Origin of the sequence: Streptomyces sp. NBC_01233, from assembly GCF_035989305.1 — a bacterium.
GTDB lineage: Bacteria > Actinomycetota > Actinomycetes > Streptomycetales > Streptomycetaceae > Streptomyces.
The window spans coordinates 3,893,170-3,913,716 of sequence record NZ_CP108514.1 but is presented as its reverse complement, the minus strand read 5'-3'; the positions used below and the strand labels follow the sequence as shown (position 1 = coordinate 3,913,716).

The window sequence follows — 20,547 nt, the reverse complement described above, 5'->3', positions numbered from 1 at the left end:
CATGGAACGCGACGACCTGGCCACTCTGCGGGCCCTCGGCTTCAAAGACGACGAACTGAAGAACCTCGGGCTTTGGGCTGTGCCGACTGGGGAGCCTGCCGACTTGGCAGAGGCGTACATCCGGCGGTCGAAGAAGCGGGATGACCTGGCCACTTTGCGGGCTCACGTGCGGGACGTGTGCCGTACTGCTGCGGCTCAGGAAAAGACCATCCGCCACATTTGGTTTGAGCAGCGCAGCGCGAGTAAGGCGCATGTCCGGCGCGAACAGTTCGACAGTGCTATTGCCGCCGTTCTTGAAGGACTCTCGAAGACGCTCTACGTCTGGAAGACCGACCGGCTTTCACGTCGAGGAATGGGCCAGGTTGGCCTACTGCTCGATGACTTCGACAAGCGGGGTGCCCGTCTTGTCAGCGTCACGGAGGGACTCGACTCCGCCCAGGGCGGCCGGATGATGTTTGCGTGGCTCTCGGAACGTGCCCGCGAAGAGGCAAAGGACATTGCCCTTCGTACGAAGACAGGAGGAGACGCACACAAGGCCGAGGGGCGTTGGCCGGGTGGCGTGGCACCTTACGGACTTCACAGCCCAAAGGGAAGCGGAAAGCTCGCCCACAACCCTGGGGAATACAAGAATGCGCGCACGCTGATTGCTGAACGGTTGTTGGATGGGGACACCCCCGCCGACATAGCCAACGATCTCAACAAGCGCAAAATCCCTACGCGCAAGGGAAAGCAGTGGAGGGCGCAGACTGTGATACACCTTGCGCATTCCCCTAGCTGGGCTGGCCTGATTCCGGACCGTGAGAGGGCAACAGATGAGTTCGGCACCCCACTGGAAAAGTGGTACCGGGGCGGTCCCCTCATGGGCGCGGACGGGCACCCTATCGAATGTGGTGAAGGTGTAGTCACCTTTGCTGAATGGCAAAAAATCCAAGTAATCATCACCGGGCGGTCTCGTCCAGGTAGCGCCATTGGGGACCGCACGCGCGGAGTACGCAAGGCGGCAACCATCATGACCGGAATACTGCGGTGCCCGTACTGCAAAGGGCCGATGGGGAACGGTGGAGCCAATTACCGCTGTCTTGCCCGCATCAATCAGGGCACCTCGGTATGCGTTGGCGTAGCCACTAAGCGCAGTCGCGTAGACGACGCTATGGAGGCGATATGGACGAACCATATCCTGAGCCTCCCGGTGGACTCGCCCACCATTCACGCGATTGCCCGACGCTGGCTCGCCTACGAAGATCCGGCAAAGGAGGCCAGGAAGCAGGCTGTATTGGCTGCACTCGACCGGGCGGCATCAAGGGAACTCAAGCTCAATAAGGAATTCTTCCTGGGTGCGACAGGCGGCATGGATGAGGCGACGTATGACCTTCTTCGGGGCGACCTGGCAGCGCAGATAGCCGGACTCAAGGCGGAGATTGCTGAGCTGGCAAAGGTCGGAGACCTCACGCCGCTTATGAGTTCGGATGCATTGGCGATTCTATGGAATGGCGGCAATATCGAAAAGCGGCGGGCCCTCATTCAGGCAGCCGTAAAGCAGGTCACCATATTGCCTCCGAAGGGGAAGGGGGACCGCACGCCCATTGAAAAGCGCCTAGTCATAGAGTGGCGGGACAAGCAGGACGCGCGAAACATCGACGCGGCCATGGGTTTCATTGAGCGGCGTCGCCTTGAGCGCGAGGCGCTGCAAGCCGTCTAAGCGCTCGCCCAAGCCCCGACCTGGCCCCGCTGGTCCCATCGACCGGCGGGGCTTTCGTGTGCCCCGGGGAATCCCTTGCACCCTAGGTAGGCCAGCGAGCGGGGTGCGTGGTGACGAGTGACGAAATTTTGAGTAGTTGGGAACCATGCATACATTCTCTAACTAAGGCTTTTATGGCAGCAATGCCAAAGTGGCGTCATCATCGTCACTCGTCACTCTTGCGTCCCGCGCCCCTCTCGCTGGAATCCCTCGCACCCTAGTACCCACATGAGGGGGTCCACTCACTAGATACTCAATGAGGGGTACGGCGGGCGCGTTCGGAGAGTTGAGCTTATTAGCTCCTCTCCAAACGTCCGCCTCTTCTCTTAGTGCACAACGGCAACCGTGCACGCCCTTGATCTTGCCCGGTGCAGGAAGACCTAGGTTGCCGCCTAGTAGGTCTTCCTGTGCCGGGCTTTTCTGCATTCCGGAGACGCTGATGACGGCGTATGACAACGTCCATAAGGCCGTAAGGCGCGCTTGGGGTCCTGCCGCGTATCACGAATGCGCGTGGTGTGGCTGCACGGCCTCTGATTGGTGCCTGGACTGGGACATACGGCGATATCCGCAAGGATGATCGCGGGCGCTCATACTGCGCTGACTGGTATCTCTACATACCTCTATGCCGTAAGTGCCACTGCATATTTGATGCCACTTATGCCCGCGACCCCAGCGGACTTGAAGCGGCCGTTCCTGCGATGCGCCGAAAGGCTTGGGATCGCGTGTCAGGCGAGAAGCGCGAACTAGAAGCCAAACGGCGCGCGAATCAAATCCGACTGTTCCTCAGGTATCACTATCCCGAACACTGCGGGAACTGAGTCATGCCCACAATTACCGAACCCAATGGAATAGAAATTCCCATCCCCAGTCGGCTGCCCCTGCCTGAATTTGCGGCAGAGGGGGCCGTTTCCGTTTCCGGAAAACGAGGAGAACCCTTGAAGACGTACGAGATGAGGAACAGCGCGAACCGCGCAGTTACTTCCAACACTGCCGAGATGCTGCGTGCTCTCAAGAATGGCGAGACTCCCGAAGATGGTGTTATTCGCCTAGCGCGCGAGACCGCAAAGCGCGACAACGCGGGTGACGCTGAGAACGCTGAGCTAAAGCGTCAGCTAGCGATTCACCAGGACGACGCAAATACGCGAATGGCTGCCCTGCTCAGCATGGGTACCACCGACGTGCGCGGTCTCGCTGCTGAGCCCCGCGCGGGTGATCAGGTCACCCCGGGCGACCTCATGAGCCGTTCCGTTCAGTCGGCTCGTGGAATTACCACGACTGGCACCGGTAAGGCTTTCAGCCCGGAACAGACGGCTAAGCAGTTCGTGGACCTCCTGGCCCCTCAGTCGGTCGTTATGGCATCCGGCGTTAACCGGGTGCAGACGAACGCTGAGACCTACTCTTTCCCGGTCTCCGTTCCGACTTCACGGCCGGATTCATCGGTGAGCTTGACGACCTGCCGACCGGCGGATTCGGTGCCGACCCGCTTAAGGTCACGCCGAAGAAGATTGCCGCCGCTGACATGCTGGCCAATGAACTTGTGCAGGATGGCGGCTCCTCGTTCCTGAACCCCGTTGCGAAGTCGCTTATGCGGTCTGTGGCTCTGGGATTCGACCGGGAGGCGCTGATAGGCACCGGCTCCGGTAAGGGCTTTATTGGCATTTCGAAGACGGCTGGTATCCAGACTCACGCGGTCACGGGCGGACTCAAGGACCTTGACCCGTTTGTCACGGCTTTTGGGAAGCTGGAGGCGGCCAACGCGAAGGCCACGGCAATCGTCATGAGCCCGAAGACTTGGTCTGGCCTTATGGCGCTGCGTGAGGCGACTGGTTCCCTAAAGCCTCTTCTGAGTGAGTCGGCTGGCTCGCCGACCACCGGCATCCAGCGTTCCATCCTCGGCGTTCCGGTGTGGCTGTCGCCCTTCCTGCCGGATGCCGAAATCCTGACTTATGAAGCGGACCAGGTTTTTGCCGTCTGGCGTAAGGACGCTGGCTTTGAGATCAGCGACCAGTTCGGATTCCTGAAGGATGGCACTGGCGGTTCGCGCCATTGCCCGCGCCACCATCGCCGTTCCCAATGCTGCTGCCGTCTGCAAGATTACCGTTTCCGCCTAAGAGGAGTACAATTCATGTCTTTCTTCAACGCTGATGAGCCGACCGTCCTCATTCAGATGACCGGGCACATGTCCTACGGGCCGCTCAATACCGTGGGCGTCCCGGCTCGCCTCCTGTTGAATGGCGAGACGTACGACGTTCCGCAGTCTGAGGCAGATTGGCTCGTTGGCGCTGATCTCGCTGAGCGCGTCTAACCGTGTTTGTTTGAACTGCTCTCAGGGGTGCGCATTGACGGCGTGCCCCTGGGGGCGGGTATGCGCGTGCAGTGCCCCAACGACATAGGGGAGTACCTCGCCGAAATGGGGGTGGGGCCGAAGGGTTGGCGCTGCCCACAAACTAAATGACGGCCGATCCATATTTGGGTTCAAGGCACGCGAGATTCCGGGCACTGGGGAGGCGCCGAATGAGTGGTCATCGTGGATGCGTCCGGCATGGATGCGACCGGATGGCCGAGCCGTGCTCAGCGGAGATGTCAGGCAATACGTCCCAGCACGCTGCTGCTCGTGTCAGCGCTGCGGATATAAAGCCAAGAACGAATTGCCCGCAGACGCGCGGCGCGATGAGCGCTCAGGTTCATGGGTCATTGAATGCGAGCGTTGCAGCCCCGTTCATGGCACAGCGTCGGGTAAATGATTGCGGATGTTCGCGCTGACCGTCGCTCAGAGAGGCGTGTGCGGCTCGAAAGTTCAGGCCGATTGCCTCTCAGCGATCCCGACCCTAGCTCCGGAAATGCGTCCGTAACGAACGGCCCTTTGGCGTTGTTCGTCTTCTCTGCAAGGAGGCTTTCCATTGAAAGTCACGAACTGCCAACACAAGCCATGTGGCAAGCCGTTCGGAAAGAATGCCGATGCGCGTCAGCGGTATTGTGATAGCCGGTGTCGGGTCGCTGCCTCACGCGCCCGTAAGGCGACTGGCCGAAGCGGCGGGCTTGCCCTCGTGAAGCCGCTCACTGCCCCTGAGACTGCCCCGGAGCGGTTCGGTGACGTCCGGGTCCTGTGGGATGCACTGACCCGTCAGATCGCCGCTGACGGCTTCATGGTCATGGGGGCGAGCGGGCTCCCGGTCCCACATCCGGCACTGAGGTACTTCACGGCGCTGCACTCCGCGATGCAGGACCTTGAGGCCGGACACGACCCCGGGAGCATGGACGGGGCGCTTGAGCAGATGCAGCAGCTTGCCCGCCAGGCGCTCAGCGAGTACGACGCGGAGAACTTCTGATGCCCGACCAGCACACAGCGAGCGGCGAACTCACCGCGCTTGCCTGCCGGTTGGCGGAGCAGCGGGACCCGCCGACGCACCCCCTGTGGGGACTCTTCGCGGCCCTCTTCACGGTGGAGGTCGGCCGTGCGCCAATCCCAACCGACCTGTACGCCTGCCTTGCCTGTCCCTGCCACTTCTGACCCTTGCCCCCGATGGCTGCCCGCGCTGGGTGGTCGTCGGGGGTATTGGCGTTTCTGTGACGGTATGTAATGGAAAATCGGACATACATGGGCGCGGAGCCTCTGCCGGCCGGAACGCTGAGTGATCAAACAGGCTGTCGTGGGCCAAGTCCCGGGCGTACTCTGGCCATACGGCTTGACTTCGTGCCAGGGAGCGCGCAATGACCGAACTGCCCCCAGAGCTGACTACCGGCGAACGTATTCGCATCCTTCGGGAGCGTCGCGGATTGAGTCGCCCCGTGCTGGCCGGTCTCGTCGGCCGTTCACCCGACTGGCTCAAGAAGATCGAGAACGGCGACCGTGACCTACGGTCGATCACTCACCTTGTGCGTCTAGCGAATGCGCTGCACGTGCCAGACGTCGCGACCCTGACAGGTGGAGACCTGAGCATCCCCGCCGATGCAGTCGGCAAGCTCTCGCACGCTTCTGTCACGCCCATCAGGGCGGCCCTGCACGGCGTCTCGTTCGCTGCCGTACCGACCGTGGGCACGGTGACCCCCGAAGCCCTGAGAGGCCGCGTAGACGGCGCATGGAAGCTGTGGCACAGCAGCACCCACCAGCGCACCGAAGTTGGGGCGCTGCTACCAGACTTGATCCGTGACGCTCACGCTTGCGTCAAGGCTCACCAGGGGGACGCGCGGCGGGCCGCTCACGCGACTACCGGGGACCTGTACCGACTCGTTCAGCGCCACTTGGCGCACATCTGTGAGCCTGAGCTCTACTGGCTCGCTCTCGACCGTGGACGCGCCCACAGCGAGGAAGCCGACCACCCCGTGTCGCTGGCCCTTGCGGCGTGGTCAACGGCGATCGGGCAGCGCGCGGCGGGCTTCGCCGAGGAGGCCGTCCAGACCGACGAAGCAGGCATGGCGCTACTGCGTAGCCAGCTGGAAGACGGCCCCGCTGAACTCCTCAGTATCTACGGTGCGTTGAACCTCCAAGCTGCTGTTTCGTGCGGCCTTGACGGGCGATCCGGAGACGCTGAGCGATACCTCACGGAAGCCGAGCGAACGGCCCGACGTCTGCCCGCCGACTACACGCATACGCAGTCGGCCTTTGACGCGGCCAACGACTCTGTTGCTCAATTCCGGCTGCGTGGTTCGGTTGGTGCGTGATGATCTATCGTGCGGTCGCTTCCCTGTCGTGCGGCCGTGGGGGTGATGTGGATGTCGCTGCGGTCGAGCGGGTTGCCGCCAGTGCCGGAACGGACGGCGCGGGTGGCCCGGGCCGCTTTCCCGAAGGGGAGTCTGCCGATACGGGTGCGGGATCGGCTCGGTGAGGTGTTCGCGGACGAGCCGTTCGTCGAGGCGTTCGGGGTTCGTGGGGCCCCGGGATTGTCGCCGGGGGTGTTGTCGCTGGTCACGGTCTTGCAGTTCGCGGAGAACCTGACCGACCGGCAGGCCGCGGTGATGGCGGTGCGGGCGATCGACTGGAAGTACGCGCTCGGGGTGGAGCTGGAGGATCCGGGGTTCGACTTCAGCGTGCTGTCGAAGTTCCGGGCCCGGCTGGTCGAGCATGACATGGAGCGGGTGGTCTTCGAGAAGTTGCTGGAGCACTGCCGGGAGGCGGGGCTGGTGGCGGCGGGCGGGAAGCAGCGCACGGACGCGACCCATGTGATCAGCGCGGTGCGGGACCTGAACCGGCTGGAGCTGGCCGGGGAGAGCGTGCGGGCCGCGCTGGAAGCCCTCGCGGCGGCCGCGCCGTCCTGGCTGGCCAGCGTGGTAGACGTGCCCGAACTCGCCCACCGCTACGGGCAGCGGATTGAGGGCTGGACGCTTCCGGCCTCGAAGACGAAGCGGGAGCGGCTCGCGCTGGTCTTCGGGCAGGATGCGCTGGCCCTGTGCCGGGCGGTCTGGGCACCGGGGGCGCCCGGGTGGCTGCGGGAGATCGAGCCGGTCGCCCTGCTGCGGCAGGTCCTGGTCCAGACGTACGTGATCAGCACCGATACGCGCGGGCGGGAGGTGGTCAGGAAGCGGGAGGCCGACACGGACGGCGTTCCGCCCGGTCATCTCCGCCTCGCCTCGCCCTATGACGCCGACGCGCGCTGGGCGGCCAAGGGCGAGGATCTGTTCTGGCTGGGCTACAAGGTCCACCTCACCGAGACCTGCGACACTCCCGCCGAAGCCGAAGCCGAAGCCGAAGCCGAAGCCGAAGCCGAAGCCGAAGCCGAAGCCGAAGCCGAAGCCGAAGCCGAAGCCGAAGCCGAAGCCGAAGCCGAAGCCGAAGCCGGGGCGGTGGGGAGGCAGGAGCCGGTCCGGGCGGTGAACCTGATCACGGATGTGCTGACCACGGTGGCCACCGTCCCGGACGTGAAGGCGACCGCCACCGTCCAGGCCGCGCTCACCGCCCGCGGCCTGAAGCCGGCCGAGCACTACCTCGACTCCGGTTACCCCTCGGCCGACCTGATCACCCAGGCCGCAGGGCAGGGCATCATCATGGTCACCCCCGTGCTCCTGGACCACTCGCCCCAGGCCAAGGCGGCCGCCGGCTATGACAAGAACGCCTTCGGCATCGACTGGAAGACACGCCAGGCCACCTGCCCCGAAGGCCGCACCAGCACCGGGTGGCACCCGGTGAAACAGCACGGACGCGACGCCATCGTCGTCGAGTTCGCCCGCTCCGACTGCCGCGAGTGCCCCGTCTTGAAGCTGTGCACCCGGTCCCGGCGCGGCAACCGGATGCTCACCCTCTACCCCGAACACCTCCACGCTGCCCTGACCACGGCCCGCGCCGAGCAGAAGTCCCGGACCTGGAAGGACAAGTACGCCCTGCGCTCGGGCATCGAGGGAACCATCAACCAGGCCCTCGACCTCACTGGCCTGCGCAGGGCCCGCTACCGCGGCCTCCCGAAGGTCCGCCTCCAACACACGTTCTCCGCCACCGCGATCAACATCGTCCGCCTCGACGCCCACTGGACCACCACGGACACCCCACCCCGAACCGGCCGCCTCGCTCGCCTCGGCTACCAGCTCACAGCCTGACCCCGGAATTGAGCAACAGAGTCGCCAACGTGGCCATTCACGGCGTCAGTGTCGGGGTGGGTCTGCTGACTCCTGGTGAGGCGCTGCGGCGTGCTGAGAACATCGCGCCCGAAGAGATCGCGTCGCTTGAGCGTCGCTCGCGTCTGCTGCTCGATATCGCGGCTGGACACGCCCAGAAGCGGGAGACTGCGGCAGCCGTGCACTACCTGAGCCACGCGCACCGTGTCAGCCCGGAGGGTGTCCGGTACGTGCCGATGGCGCGCGGACTCGCTGCTTCGCTGGCCCGTACGGCGTCCGGGCCGCTCAAGGGTGAGGCGGTCGCCCTCGCTGAAGCGGTCGGCGTAGCCGCCGCGTAGCCCATACGGGTAGGGGGACAATCTGTCCCCCTCGCCAACTCGCGTGCCCCCTACGGTCCTTCGTACCTGATGAGACCTAGGGGGCGCAGTCATGAGCAGCGCGGCGGACGACGTAACCGAGCTGGGCTCTGCGGTAAATCGTCGCGAGTTCCACCGGCTCAAGCCTGCGAGGGAGCGGGACCCGTTCCCCGCGTGGGCCGACGTTCCCACGTGGGTGCCGCGCAAGGGCTATGCGTGGCCGACGCGGGACGTTCTGCGGGCGGTTGAATCCGGGCTGAGGCGGCTTGGGGAGAGGACGGCGCAGCGATGAGCAGACAGATTCTGGCCCACGCGGAATGGACGCTCAGCGGAGACAACGCCCCCGGCGTTCCCGTGGCCATATTTCAGATGATGTGCATGAGCTGTCACGAGTTGTCCGAGGCCACGGACAACGACGGCAACCCGCATCAGACATGGGCGCTGAATCACACGGGCCGGAACCCGGATCACCGTGAATTCAAGCTCATCACCGAAACCTATTGGCGAGTGGACCCCCGCCGGGGCAATCCGCACTCGGAAAGACAACCCACCCGTTCTGAATTGAGGTAGCGATGAACTGTGGCAACTGTGGTGCCGCCGCGCAACAGGGTCCTGACGGCAAGTGGCTGTGTACGAACTACTGCGGATGGTCCGCCGTGACGCCGGGCAGTACGGCGGTAGCGTGCTCCCATGACGCAATGGGAACCGGCGCTGCCTCCACGGGATGAGGAACCCCCGTTGTCCGCGCTAGAGATCACCGAGACCGAATGCCGCCAGTGCGGGACCATGATCGCCGGTCTGAACAATCGGTACGCCTGCCCGCTTTGCGGGTGGGTGAACGATCACGCAGACGGGTCCGCACCCCTACCAGCGGCGGAGGATGACCCGGACTACCCCGCTAAGCCCCGCCGGAAGGCCAGGGGCCCGCGCAGCGTGAAGTAGGTGGGCACTCCCTCCGCCCTCTCAAGCTCCCGTCCGGCAGGGCTCCGGCATGAAGCAGGTATGACCGTTTTTTGATCACGGAATGGCCAGGATTCGCAGGGGCCGGGTGGCGTCGCGGGCGTTTCCTCTGAGAGCTGTGGCGATGCTGCGGAGACCGGCCAGGCGAAGGGCTCCGATGGCGAGGTTGCGCCAGGTGGCCATGGCGCGGGGCGCGTTGCCGGTCCGCAGCTGTGAGGCGTCCTCGGCAAAGGTCGTGTCCCTCACGTGATGGAGCGCCTCTACCGACCAGTGGCCGCGGATCAAGGACGCGAGCTGGGCCGGATTGGCCTGCTCGGCGGTCAGGCTGGTGACCGCGTACACGGTCTTGGTGCTGACCTTGCCGGTCTTGCGGTTGACTCGGCGCCGCTTGAGTTCGATGGCCTGGGCGGCGCCGGGGAAGAGCAGGCCGGCGACAGTGCAGACCTTGATCCGGCGGATCTCGCTGCGGCCGTGGCCGGTCCCGACGGTGCGGTTCTGGAGTGGGATCTGCTTCCAGGGAAGGGACTTCACCTGCTTGCGGAGCTTCTTCTGGTTTCCCTTGACGATGACGATGTAGTGGGCGCCCCGGCCTCCCAGGTACTCGGCGTGCTCGCGTTGGGTATGCATCGCGTCGCTGGTCACGACCGCTCCGGTCAGGTCGATGGCATCCAGTAGTGGCTGGTAGCAGGTGATTTCATTCGTCTTTGTCTCAACGTCGACCTGGCCCAGGACGGCGGAAGTGGCGTGGTCGACGGCCGCCAGCAGGTGGATCTTCCGGTCGTGCGCGCGGGCGGCGCCGCGCAGGGATTTGCCGTCCACCGCGATCGCCCGCAGCAACCGCTCGCTGGGTTGCGGGCATCGGGCGGACAGCCAGCTGCCGACGGCTCGGTCGAGTACGTCACCGTCGACCTGGGCGAGTACCCGGCGGATGGTGGCCTCACCAGGGGCGTGGTGTTGGCCGGTGAAGGGGTCGCAGCGGGCACCGAGCCGGGCCAGGACCGACTGCGAGGCGTCAGCCGCCCACTCACTGATCGCCAGCAGAGAGGTCGCGCCGGTCAGGACCGCAGCGGCGCAGATGGCGAGCACGCCGACCAGGGGGTGAAGCCGGCCCCGTGGGTCACGGGGGTCCGTCACCGTCGCAAGGCAGGTCAACAGGCCCGGGCACTCCTCAACCAACAGAGACGATGCGGTGGCGAGTTGGTCAAGTGAGGCGGGCATGAGGGATGATTCGGCAACGGCAGGCACGGTCTTCCAGCAGGATCATGGGACGTAGACACTCACATGATCGCCGGTGACCGTGCCTGCCACATTTCGTCACGAACCCTCCCAGCAAGGCAAGTTGGGGTGAACACCCTCAAGTCACCTTCGTGCCGATGCCCTGTCCCGTCCGGCTGTCCCCTTGGACGGTTGGCAGCTGGACGGGTTGTAAGCGAACGACGGCGCGGGGACCGATTCCCCGAGGCGCGAGGAAGGGATACGCACGATGACCGGAATCCCCGAATTCGAGTTCCGCACGTCCAGCGCGTGCCAGTACAACAACAGTGACCCGCGCTGTGTCGAGGTGGCGACAAACGTCCCCGGCAAGGTGGCGGTCCGCAGCACCGTGACCGGCGAAGCGGTCGAGTTCACGTCCGGCGAGTGGACCGACTTTCTCAGCGGTGCCAAGCTGGGAGAGTTCGACCTCTCGGCCTAGGAGTCGCCGTGCATGAGTGCCCCCGCTGTGGCAGCAACGCCGAGCCTGACCCGGAGAGTCCACGGGTGCTCTGGTGCCTGGCTTGCTGGCACTCGTGGGCGCTCCCACAAGACACGCGCTGTGCGGGCTCGCTGCCCCGTCTCATGCCCGCGCTGCGGGCGCTGTACGTACACCGGCACCTGAACCACTGAGCCCCGCAACTGTCCCGTCTGCGCGCTGCCCCCGTGGCACGTGGGCGGGACTTTGTCGTATCTGCGCTAGGCGCTGACCAGGCCAGACGCTAGGGTCAGATCAACCTGTTGCACCGTTACGCCACGCCCACCACACGCCGAAGAAGACGAAGAAGTACCCGATCACCCCGGTGCCGGGATGGCCCTCCGCCAACGAGTGCACGAGCCGGGCCCCGCACTGCGCGACCGCGACGACGAAACAGAGGTCGAAGAACAGCTCCAGCGGGGTGGCCGCGCGATGGTCCTCGTGGCGGCTGCGGGCGGTCATGGGGGAGTAGGCCATACCGGCCAGGAGACCAGAGGGACCGGCCTCCGGCAGGCCGGACGCGCTGCCGGCGCCGCCCCTGCGCCCCGGCCGCACCATCACGCAATGGCCGCCGGAGGATCCGGCCTTCTGGCGCTCCGCGGGCAAGCGGGTCGCGATCCGCAACCCGTGGATCGCGGTGCCCGCCCTGCCCTTCGTCGGCGCACTCATGCGCTGGGCGGGGGGCTGGCTCTCCGACAAGGTCGGCGGCGCCAGGGTCACCCTGCTGTCCTTCCTCGGGATGACCGCCGCCCTGGGCGTGGTGATCTTCGCGCTGCCGCACGCCGGAGATCAGGGCAGCTTCTGGGCCTTCTTCACGGGCTTCCTGGCGGCCTTCGCCTTCTCCGCCCCCGGCAACGGCTCGACCTTCCGGCAGATCCCGGTGATCTTCCGGGACCAGCACGTGTGGCAGGCCGAGGGCCAGGGGCCCGAGGCGCAGGCCGCCGCCCTGAGGCAGTCGGGGATGGAGGCGGGTGCCGTCACCGGCTTCTGCGCCAGCTGCCTCGCGGTGTGCCGGTGGTTCTACGCCCGCAAGGGCGCCGAGGCCCCCAGCCGAGCCGGGCCGCGGGCGGGGGCGGCCGTACCCTGGAGGCATGAGCAGCGCCTCCGCCTCCGACCCGCAGTCCTCGCGTCCCGTCCCCGAGGCCGACCGGCCCCGGCCGAAGCCGAAGCTGGTCTTCGACGACCCGCTGGACCAGCAGTCCTCGGACGACACCGACCGGGGCTGGGGCGAGCGGCCGCCCGCCGGCGGAAGCGCGGCCGACCTGGCCCGCTTCCTCGACGAGAAGCCCCCGCACCACATCTGACCCGCCGAGGCGGCCGGATCGGCCGGATCGGTCAGAACGCGTCGCGCGAACCCCCGGGGCCGGCGCTGCCGCCGCCGTTGGCGCGCTGCGCGACCAGCTCGTCCCGGATCTCCTTGAGGACCTCCAGCTCGGTGATCTCGACGAGCTCCTGGACGCCCTGCCGGGCCTTGCGGCGGGCCTCCTGCTTGGCCAGGTACTTCGCCATCGGCAGCACCATGAGGAAGTACACGACCGCCGCGGTGATCAGGAAGGTCAGGGTGGCGTTCAGCACGGAGCCCCAGAGGATCTCCACGCCCGTCGGCTGGCCGTTCGGGCCGACGGCGCAAGGGCTCTTGAGGCAGGACTTGTAGCCGTCCAGGCTCTGCGTGCCCACCGCACCGATCACCGGGCTGATGATCCCCTTGACCACCGAGTTCACGATGTTCGTGAACGCGGCGCCGATCACCACGGCCACCGCCAGGTCGACCACGTTGCCGCGCATCAGGAAGGCCTTGAAGCCTGCCAGCACGCTCTCCTTCTTCTTCTCGCTCACCACTGAGCCTTTCTTCACATGTGCCGAACACGGAGCCAACGGTTCCGAAAGCTACGGCAGTCCGGGCGCGGCGTGTCCAATCGACCCCCATCTCACGGTGAATTGACCGACCGCGCGTGCGAATCAACACAACGTCACCGCCAGTCGCGTCACGGCACCCGCCCCTACGAGATCCCGCGCGGTGTCCCGGGGCACGGACAGGACCACCAGTGCCCCGCCGTCCCCGACGCCCTGCTCCGGACGGGGTACTTCGGCAACCGCGGCGCCCGCGGCCACCACCCTGGGCGGTCCGGCGCGCTCCGCCGCGACCACGTCGACCCGGTCGCCGGGCCGCAGCAGCCGCACCGTCGCGGCATCCGCGATGCGCACCGGGGCCGACACCATCCGTACCGCCGCGGGGGGTGGGGCACCGTGCGAGGCCCGTACCGGCGGTGGCGCGGCACCCCGCGAAGCCTGTGCCTCCGTCCCGCCCACCGCCAGGGCCGCCGCCACGACGGCGAGCCCGGCCGAGGCGGCCCGCCGCCTGCGCCGCACGGCCCGGCGCAGCCGGGCCCCGCCCCGCCCCACACGGAGCGGCGGGAACGGCGGGACCGGGCGCGCGGGGGGACATGCGGAGGAAGTCGAAGGAGCCGTGGAACAAAGGGACATGACGAACACCACCAGACCGAGTGAGTTGCCGTGCCCGGACCCGTCGCCCGGACACGTCCCACGATCCGGCCTCCCCGGGGATTCCGCCGGGGCCTGTGGACGGTCGCCAGCCTGTGGACAACCCCGTCACCCGCAGGAGTTAACAGGCGGCCCGCGCCCGCCGCAGCGCGGCCACCGGGTCCGCGGCCCGCGCGATCGACCGGCCCACCACGACGTGCGAGGCCCCGGCCGCGAAGGCAGCCTGCGGCGTCCCCGCCCGCGCGTGCCCGCCCGCCCAGCCGCCCCCCGTACCGCCTACCGTGCCGCCCGCCGACCCGTCCGGCCCCAGGGTCACCCCCGGCGTCACGATCAGCCGGTCCGGTCCCAGCAGCCGACGCAGCGGCCCGGCCTCCCGCGGCGAGGCGATGACCCCGTCGCACCCCGCGCCCACCGCCAGCCGGGCCAGCCGCAGCACCTGCTCCTCGGCCTCCGCCTCGATGCCGATGTCGGCGAGGTCGCCGGCGGTCATGCTGGTGACCACGGTCAGCGCGAGCACCCGCAGCCGCGGGAACTCCCGCGCCGCCTCGACCGCCGCGGCCATGATCCCCGTACCGCCCATGCTGTGCACGGTCACCATGGACGCGCCGAGCGCGCCGGCGGCCCGGACGGCGCCGGCGACGGAGTTCGGGATCTCGAAGAGCTTCAGGTCGAGGAAGACCTCGTGGCCCCGCTCGACCAGGTCCCGCGCGAGCCCGGGGCCCGCGGCGGTCACGAGCTCCAGGCCGATCTTGTAGGAGCCGCACGCGTGGCCGAGGCGCTCGACGAGCTCCTCGGCGGCCCGGCGGTCGTCGAAGTCGAGGGCGACGATGACCCTGCGGTCGGCGGAGGGGGAGTCCGTGTTCACGCCGTCATTGTCGGGGTCACGGTCGGGCCGGGATCCGGCAGGCCTCCGCGAAGCCCTGACTGGTCAGGCCGAAGGCGCTGTTGACGCGCGAGCGCCAGTTCTCCAGGGCGACCATCGCGGTGAGCTCGACGAACGCCGCCTCGCCGAGCCGCGCGATCAGTTCCGCCGCGAGCTCGTCCGTGACCGCCGGCTCGGTCTCCGTCATCGCCTCGGCGTACTCCATGACCAGCAGTTCCAGGTCGGTGAACACCCCGCGGGCCTCCCGCCACCGCGGCACCTGCTCGATCTTCTCGGCCGGCACGCCCAGCTCGTGGCCCTCCCAGTAGCCGAAGTCCATGCACCACGAGCAGTTGATGCGGGCCGCCGCCGCCATCACGGCGAGGTGCTTGAGACCGGCGTCGAGCGCGTTCCACTTCGCCGCCTGCTGTTCCAGGCGGACGTACGAGAACAGCACGCGCGAGTGGTGCCCGTAGGCCTGGCCGGGGTCGAGCACCTTGCCGTACGTACGGCGCGAGTACCAGGAGCCGATGCGCAGGAGGAGGGTGCGGGGCGGGGTGAGCGAGATACGCGGCATGACGGGTCATCTCCCGGGCAGGGGCGGTCTTGTTTCCGCCTTCACCAGGGAGGACCGGACAGCGGCGCCGAACGTGACAGCCGCTACGCGCTTTCCCCGCCGAGCGAGCCGAGTGCGGCGCGGTCCATCCCGAGCGCGCCGAGGAGCCGGTCCGTGAGGTCCTCCGCGAAGGCCTCGGAGCCGGTGAGAGCGGCCCGGATCCCGTCCGGGTCGGCGCTCAGCCCGGCTGCGGCCGCCCAGTCGAGCGCGCCCGCCAGGGCAGCCTCCACGGGGAACCGGTCGACGGGTATCTCGTAGTCCTCGGCCGTGTCCCGGTTCAGCAGCGCCTTCCAGCGGCCCCCGGCGAAGGTGGCGGCCTCGACGAAGCCGACGTCGCTGTCGAGGTAGGCCACCGTGAGCACCGGCGCCCCGGTTCGCCGCGCCAGCGCCGCCGCGGCGCCGTCCGGCTGGTCGGGGTGGTACACGGCCGACCAGCCACCGCCCAGGTCCGCGTCGCCGTCGACGCCCGCGCACCCGGCCTCCGCCGCGAACTCCCGCAGCTCCTCCGCCGTGGCATGCGCCACGGCCATCCCACCCCAATCTCCCATGTGCGCAGGCTAGGGGCCGCCACTGACAACGCTGCTGCGAAGCCGGCGGCAAGGGGGACTACGGCAGCTCGATGCCCAGGTCCCAGCCGTCGTGCGCGTGCGTGCACAGGCAGGCGCGGGACTCCGTCGACGGCAGGGCCGCCACCGCATCGAAGAGGACCTCGCGCAGCCGCCCGACGTTCTCGCCGAACACCTTCAGGACCTCGGTGTGGGAGACGCCCTCGCCCGTTTCGGCGCCCGCGTCCAGGTCCGTGACCAGGGCCATCGAGGTGTAGCAGAGCCCCAGCTCGCGCGCGAGGAACGCCTCGGGGTGCCCGGTCATGCCGACGACCGACCAGCCCGCCGCGGCGTGCCACTGCGACTCCGCGCGCGTCGAGAAGCGGGGCCCCTCTATGACGACCATGGTTCCGCCGTCCACCGGCTCCCAGTCGCGGCCCCGGGCCGCCGCGATCGCCACCGACCGGCCCACCGGGCAGTACGGGTCGGCGAAGGTGGTGTGCACGACGTTCGGAACAGAACCGTCCGGCAGCGGCTCCCCGTCGAAGAAGGTCTGCACGCGCGACTTCGTACGGTCGACCAGCTGGTCGGGAACGAGCAGCGTGCCCGGCCCGTACTCGGCCCGCAGGCCGCCGACCGCGCACGGGCCCAGCACCTGGCGGACGCCGACCGAGCGCAGGGCCCACAGGTTGGCCCGGTAGTTGATCTTGTGCGGCGGGACGGTGTGGCTGCGTCCGTGCCGGGGGAGGAAGGCCACCTGGCGGCCGGCCAGCTCACCCACGTGCAGGGAGTCGCTGGGAGGCCCGTAGGGGGTCTCCACCTGGATCTCGGAGACGTCCTCCAGGAAGGAGTAGAAGCCCGAGCCGCCGATGACACCGATCTCTGCGTTCACCATGCGGCCCACCCTAACCGGGCATGCCGAAGGCCCCGCTGCCCGGTCAGGGGCGGGCGGGGCCTTCGGCGAAGCGATCAGGCTGCCGACGTGGAGCTGCTGCTCGACGACGTCGAGGAGGACGAAGCGGCAGGAGCGGCGGCGGTCGACGTCGTGGACGAGGACGAGCTCGAGGCCGGCTTCGAGGCAGGGGTGCTGCTCGACGAAGCGCCACGGCTGTCGTTCCGGTAGAAACCGGAGCCCTTGAAGACGATGCCGACCGCGGAGAACACCTTCTTCAGGCGTCCGTCGCAGCTCGGGCACACGGTCAGTGCGTCATCGGTGAACTTCTGCACGGCCTCAAGGCCCTCACCGCACTCGGTGCACTGGTACTGGTAGGTCGGCACGAATTTCCTCCTGGCACTCTGACTCAATGAGTGCTAACGACGCTCCATGGTGACGTATTCCGGCGGATCAGTCCACCGTCACCGGTACGCGGTGACCCATCCCACGCTCGTTCACCCGGTTACGGGAGGCCGGCACGGAGGCGGTCGAGCCCGCCGGAGCGGCGGTCGCGTCCGCCGGCCCGGACGCGTTCACGATCCGGCTCGGGGCCTTCGGGGCCAGCTTCGCACGCAGTGCCAGCAGGGTGGCCAGCGCGAGCGCGGTGGCGCCCATGGGCACCAGGAAGCCGTACGAGGATCCGTGCGCGTCCGTCAGGCGGCCGGCCAGGATGACGGCGATGGCCTGACCGAAGGCGATCGAACCGGTCAGCCAGGTGAAGGCCTCGGTCCGGGCGTTCGCCGGGACGAGCTGCTCGACCATCGTGTAGCCGGTGATCAGCGCCGGGGCGATGAACAGACCGACGACCAGGCCGAGCGCGCCCAGCAGGATCATCGAGTGGGCGGCCCACAGGACGGACGCGGCGACGGTGAGGCCGATGTAGCCCAGGATCAGCCGGCGACGCGGGCCGATCTTCCAGGCGACGGCGCCCATGGCGATGCCGGCGATCATGTTGCCCGCGGCGAAGACGCCGTAGAGCAGGCCGTTGGCGCCGGGGTTGCCGATCTCGTTGGAGAAGGCGGCGAGCGACACCTGCATGCCGCCGAAGACGGCGCCGATCCCGAGGAAGGCGAAGATCAGGACGCGCAGGCCCGGGAAGGACAGGGCGAAGGCGCGCTTCTCACCGGCGGCCGTCGGGGCGTGCGGCTTGGGCTGGGTGGCGCGCCGGGCCGCGAAGAGCAGGCCGCCGAGCAGCGTCAGCGTGGCCTCGGTGACCAGGCCGGCGGCCGGGTGGACGCCGGTGCACAGGGCGGTCGCCAGGACCGGGCCGACGACGAAGGTGAACTCGTCGGTGACGGACTCGAACGCGGCGGCCGTGGGCAGCAGCGGCGAGCCCTCCAGCTTGGCGGCCCAGCGGGCCCGGACCATCGGGCCCACCTGCGGCACCGAGGCGCCCGCGGGTACGGCGGCCAGTGCCAGTGCCCAGACCGGAGCGCCCGCGAGGGCGAGCGCGGCCAGGCCGCTGACGGCGGCGGCGTGCGCGAGGACCACGGGGAGCAGGACGGCGCTCTGGCCGAAGCGGTCGGTGAAGATGCCCATCACGGGGGCGGAGAGCGCCATCGAGACGCCGGTGACGGCGGCGACGATGCCGGCGCTGCCGTAGGAACCGGTGGTGTGCTGGACCAGGAGCAGGATGCTGATGGTCAGCATGCCGAAGGGGAGTCGTGCTGCGAAGCCGGGGAGTACGAAGCCGAGGGCGCCGGGCGTGCGCATGAGCTGCCCGTAGCCCGGGCGGGCGAACTTGTCGGTCGTGACCGCGGATGTCACGGCCTTGCCTTTCCGCTGCCTGGTAGAGCTTCCCCGTCTGCGGACGGTGCTTCGCCTTGTGAGCGGCCGCACCCGTACATGTGGGAGCCCCGAGAGCTGTCCTCTTGCGCAGAACCGAGTGATACCTGGGCACCCGATGCGGGAGGGAGCCACGGCCGCTTTGCGGTCGCGCCAGCTCTGCGTCAGGCAGAGTTGGTTCGATCTGTTGTGCCTTCATCGTACAGGGGAAGCCTCTACCACGCCCTGTGATTACGGTGACAGGCCATGTCTTCACCTGTGATTAACGGGAGCTTCGCACGTGAGAGGCTTGGAAATGGGGACAAATTCGGGCAGATCGCAGTGAAAATGCCGAATGAGAACGTTGCTCTAATGCGGCCCGGTCCCGTTCCCCGTGCCCAGCCACCCCGCCAGCTTGCCGCCCCGCGCCACCGCCCGCAGCCGTGCCTCGGCCGCGTCCCGTACCGGATCCGTGGCCACCACCAGCAGCTCGTCCCCGCGCCGCAGCACGGTCGACGGCAGCGGTACGAAGCTCTTCGCCTCCCGGACCACCAGCGTGACCGAGGCTCCCGGCGGCAGCCGCAGCTCGCTCACCTCCACGCCGTGCATCCGCGAGGCCGGCGGGATCTCGAACGAGAGCAGGTGTCCGCGCAGCTTCTCCAGCGGCGCCGACTCGATGCCGAGGTCGGACGCGGTCTCCTCGCCCTTGCCGAGGTTCAGCTTGCGCGCCAGCCAGGGCAGGGTCGGCCCCTGCACCAGGGTGTAGACGACGACCAGCACGAAGACGATGTTGAAGACGCGGTCGCTGCCCTCGATCCCGGACACCATCGGGATGGTCGCCAGGATGATGGGCACGGCGCCGCGCAGGCCCGCCCACGACATGAGGGCCTGCTCCTGCCACGGGATCCGGAAGGGCAGCAGGCTGATGAAGACCTCCAGGGGCCGCGCCACCATCGTGAGCACCAGCCCGATGACCACGGCGGGCCAGAAGTCGTGGATCAGCTCGTGCGGGGTGACCAGCAGGCCGAGCAGTACGAACATGCCGATCTGGGCGATCCAGCCGAGCCCGTCCGCGAATCCCCGGGTGGCCGGCCAGTGCGGGAGCTTCGCGTTCCCGAGCACCATCGCGGCGAGGTACACGGCCAGGAAGCCGGAGCCGTGCGCGATCGCGCCGGCCGCGTAGGCCGTGATGGCGATGGCCATGACGGCGATCGGGTAGAGGCCGGAGGCGGGCAGGGCCACGTGCCGCAGGCCGTACGCGCCCAGGAAGCCGACCGTGAGGCCGATCGCGGCGCCGATCGCCAGCTCCAGCGCGATCTTGCCGAGCAGGACGTACCACTCGTCCACCGGGCCGACGGTGGAGAAGGCCACCACCAGGATGACGACGGGTGCGTCGTTGAAGCCGGACTCGGCCTCCAGGACGCCCGTGATCCGCGAGGGCAGCGGGACCTTCCGCAGCACCGAGAAGACGGCCGCCGCGTCGGTCGAGGAGACGACCGCGCCGATCAGGAGGGCTTGGCGCCATTCCAGTCCGACCAGGTAGTGCGCTCCTGCCGCCGTCACGCCCACGCTGATCGCCACGCCCACCAGTGACAGCGTGATCGCCGCCGGCAGGGCCGGCTTGATCTCTTTCCACTTCGTGCCCAGACCGCCCTCGGCGAGGATCACCACGAGCGCGGCATAACCGATGACCTGGGTCAGCTCGGCGTTGTCGAATACGACGTTGCCTATGCCGTCCTGGCCTATCGCGACGCCTATGCCGAGGTAGATGAGCAGGCTGGGCAGGCCGCTGCGTGAAGAGATGCGCACCGCCGCGACGGCGACGAGCAGTACGAGCGAGCAGACCAGCAGAAGCTCATTGAGCGTGTGGACAGTCAGCGGGCGGCCCTCCTCAATGCGCCCGGCGGATCGATCCTCCCGGCGACAAGTTCGGCAAGTAGTTCGTTACCTTACCTAATCTTTGACGCGCCCTTTACGCGATAACCACATTGTGAA

20 protein-coding genes and 2 pseudogenes are annotated in these 20,547 nt (G+C 67.9%); 10 read left to right on the top strand and 12 right to left on the bottom strand.

What is annotated here, in order from left to right:
• The first annotated feature begins 1 nt into the window (after position 1).
• The 8 genes and pseudogenes from OG332_RS18250 (at position 2) to OG332_RS18215 (ending at position 9,210) form a co-directional block, all read left to right on the top strand.
• Positions 2-1,699, top strand: coding sequence for a recombinase family protein (locus OG332_RS18250; RefSeq protein ID WP_327414474.1), 1,698 nt, complete (start codon positions 2-4; stop codon positions 1,697-1,699).
• Positions 1,700-3,170: 1,471 nt separating this feature from the next.
• Positions 3,171-4,043, top strand: a pseudogene (locus OG332_RS18245) (phage major capsid protein); the annotation flags it as partial.
• Between the two features lie 742 nt (positions 4,044-4,785).
• The gene (locus OG332_RS18240; RefSeq protein WP_327414473.1) at positions 4,786-5,067 is read left to right on the top strand and encodes a hypothetical protein; all 282 of its coding nucleotides are present in this window, start codon (positions 4,786-4,788) and stop codon (positions 5,065-5,067) included.
• Positions 5,067-5,249, top strand: a complete 183-nt coding sequence (locus tag OG332_RS18235) for a hypothetical protein (RefSeq protein WP_327414472.1) — start codon at positions 5,067-5,069, stop codon at positions 5,247-5,249. Before OG332_RS18240 ends, OG332_RS18235 begins: the two co-directional genes overlap by 1 nt.
• Before the next feature lie 200 nt (positions 5,250-5,449).
• Positions 5,450-6,400 (top strand): helix-turn-helix domain-containing protein, encoded by a 951-nt coding sequence (locus OG332_RS18230; protein ID WP_327414471.1) that lies wholly within the window; start codon positions 5,450-5,452, stop codon positions 6,398-6,400.
• A 144-nt stretch (positions 6,401-6,544) separates the two neighbouring features.
• Entirely contained in the window at positions 6,545-8,266 is a 1,722-nt protein-coding gene (locus OG332_RS18225) for a transposase (protein ID WP_327414470.1), read from the top strand.
• An 8-nt stretch (positions 8,267-8,274) separates the two neighbouring features.
• Complete coding sequence (locus tag OG332_RS18220; protein WP_327414469.1) at positions 8,275-8,622, top strand: hypothetical protein; 348 nt, start codon at positions 8,275-8,277, stop codon at positions 8,620-8,622.
• 306 nt (positions 8,623-8,928) lie between these two features.
• Positions 8,929-9,210 carry a DUF7848 domain-containing protein gene (locus OG332_RS18215; protein ID WP_327414468.1) on the top strand — a complete coding sequence of 94 codons (282 nt, stop codon included), beginning with the start codon at positions 8,929-8,931 and terminating at the stop codon, positions 9,208-9,210.
• Between the two features lie 447 nt (positions 9,211-9,657).
• On the opposite strand, the gene OG332_RS18210 is transcribed toward OG332_RS18215, so the two are convergent.
• Positions 9,658-10,818: an ISAs1 family transposase gene (locus OG332_RS18210; protein WP_442816170.1), complete on the bottom strand. Its 1,161-nt coding sequence runs from the start codon at positions 10,816-10,818 to the stop codon at positions 9,658-9,660.
• 265 nt (positions 10,819-11,083) lie between these two features.
• Between OG332_RS18210 and OG332_RS18205 the strand changes: the two genes are divergently transcribed.
• Positions 11,084-11,293, top strand: coding sequence for a DUF397 domain-containing protein (locus OG332_RS18205; RefSeq protein ID WP_327414466.1), 210 nt, complete (start codon positions 11,084-11,086; stop codon positions 11,291-11,293).
• Between the two features lie 306 nt (positions 11,294-11,599).
• Here OG332_RS18205 and OG332_RS18200 read toward each other — a convergent pair.
• Together OG332_RS18200 and OG332_RS18195 are read right to left on the bottom strand one after the other, a co-directional pair.
• Positions 11,600-11,806 (bottom strand): annotated as a pseudogene (locus tag OG332_RS18200) (low temperature requirement protein A); the annotation flags it as partial.
• Positions 11,807-12,118: 312 nt separating this feature from the next.
• Positions 12,119-12,310: a hypothetical protein gene (locus OG332_RS18195; RefSeq protein WP_327414465.1), complete on the bottom strand. Its 192-nt coding sequence runs from the start codon at positions 12,308-12,310 to the stop codon at positions 12,119-12,121.
• Positions 12,311-12,420: 110 nt separating this feature from the next.
• On the opposite strand from OG332_RS18195, the gene OG332_RS18190 reads away from it, so the two are divergent.
• Positions 12,421-12,633: a hypothetical protein gene (locus OG332_RS18190; RefSeq protein ID WP_327414464.1), complete on the top strand. Its 213-nt coding sequence runs from the start codon at positions 12,421-12,423 to the stop codon at positions 12,631-12,633.
• 31 nt (positions 12,634-12,664) lie between these two features.
• On the opposite strand, the gene mscL is transcribed toward OG332_RS18190, so the two are convergent.
• From mscL to OG332_RS18145, 9 genes are all read right to left on the bottom strand, one after another.
• Positions 12,665-13,168, bottom strand: a complete 504-nt coding sequence (gene mscL, locus OG332_RS18185; RefSeq protein WP_327414463.1) for a large conductance mechanosensitive channel protein MscL — start codon at positions 13,166-13,168, stop codon at positions 12,665-12,667.
• A 120-nt stretch (positions 13,169-13,288) separates the two neighbouring features.
• Positions 13,289-13,732, bottom strand: a complete 444-nt coding sequence (locus OG332_RS18180) for a hypothetical protein (RefSeq protein ID WP_442816169.1) — start codon at positions 13,730-13,732, stop codon at positions 13,289-13,291.
• A gap of 220 nt (positions 13,733-13,952) precedes the next feature.
• Positions 13,953-14,696, bottom strand: coding sequence for an orotidine-5'-phosphate decarboxylase (pyrF, locus tag OG332_RS18175; RefSeq protein ID WP_327414461.1), 744 nt, complete (start codon positions 14,694-14,696; stop codon positions 13,953-13,955).
• A gap of 16 nt (positions 14,697-14,712) precedes the next feature.
• Positions 14,713-15,270, bottom strand: coding sequence for a carboxymuconolactone decarboxylase family protein (locus tag OG332_RS18170; protein WP_327414460.1), 558 nt, complete (start codon positions 15,268-15,270; stop codon positions 14,713-14,715).
• A gap of 83 nt (positions 15,271-15,353) precedes the next feature.
• Entirely contained in the window at positions 15,354-15,857 is a 504-nt protein-coding gene (locus OG332_RS18165) for a hypothetical protein (RefSeq protein ID WP_327414459.1), read from the bottom strand.
• 58 nt (positions 15,858-15,915) lie between these two features.
• Positions 15,916-16,749, bottom strand: a complete 834-nt coding sequence (locus OG332_RS18160) for an S-methyl-5'-thioadenosine phosphorylase (protein WP_327414458.1) — start codon at positions 16,747-16,749, stop codon at positions 15,916-15,918.
• A gap of 74 nt (positions 16,750-16,823) precedes the next feature.
• Positions 16,824-17,132: an FmdB family zinc ribbon protein gene (locus tag OG332_RS18155; RefSeq protein WP_327414457.1), complete on the bottom strand. Its 309-nt coding sequence runs from the start codon at positions 17,130-17,132 to the stop codon at positions 16,824-16,826.
• A 67-nt stretch (positions 17,133-17,199) separates the two neighbouring features.
• Positions 17,200-18,555: an MFS transporter gene (locus OG332_RS18150; protein ID WP_327414456.1), complete on the bottom strand. Its 1,356-nt coding sequence runs from the start codon at positions 18,553-18,555 to the stop codon at positions 17,200-17,202.
• Between the two features lie 366 nt (positions 18,556-18,921).
• Complete coding sequence (locus tag OG332_RS18145) at positions 18,922-20,448, bottom strand: potassium/proton antiporter (protein WP_327419284.1); 1,527 nt, start codon at positions 20,446-20,448, stop codon at positions 18,922-18,924.
• Between the last annotated feature and the right edge of the window lie 99 nt (positions 20,449-20,547).

Coding starts and splice junctions, on each gene's coding strand:
- OG332_RS18235 (WP_327414472.1), top strand. CDS start 5,067: ATGCCCGACCAGCACACAGCGAGCGGCGAACTCACCGCGCTTGCCTGC.
- OG332_RS18170 (WP_327414460.1), bottom strand. CDS start 15,270: ATGCCGCGTATCTCGCTCACCCCGCCCCGCACCCTCCTCCTGCGCATC.
- OG332_RS18160 (WP_327414458.1), bottom strand. CDS start 16,749: ATGGTGAACGCAGAGATCGGTGTCATCGGCGGCTCGGGCTTCTACTCC.
- OG332_RS18190 (WP_327414464.1), top strand. CDS start 12,421: ATGAGCAGCGCCTCCGCCTCCGACCCGCAGTCCTCGCGTCCCGTCCCC.
- OG332_RS18165 (WP_327414459.1), bottom strand. CDS start 15,857: ATGGGAGATTGGGGTGGGATGGCCGTGGCGCATGCCACGGCGGAGGAG.
- OG332_RS18205 (WP_327414466.1), top strand. CDS start 11,084: ATGACCGGAATCCCCGAATTCGAGTTCCGCACGTCCAGCGCGTGCCAG.
- OG332_RS18250 (WP_327414474.1), top strand. CDS start 2: ATGGAACGCGACGACCTGGCCACTCTGCGGGCCCTCGGCTTCAAAGAC.
- OG332_RS18215 (WP_327414468.1), top strand. CDS start 8,929: ATGAGCAGACAGATTCTGGCCCACGCGGAATGGACGCTCAGCGGAGAC.
- OG332_RS18210 (WP_442816170.1), bottom strand. CDS start 10,818: ATGCCCGCCTCACTTGACCAACTCGCCACCGCATCGTCTCTGTTGGTT.
- OG332_RS18230 (WP_327414471.1), top strand. CDS start 5,450: ATGACCGAACTGCCCCCAGAGCTGACTACCGGCGAACGTATTCGCATC.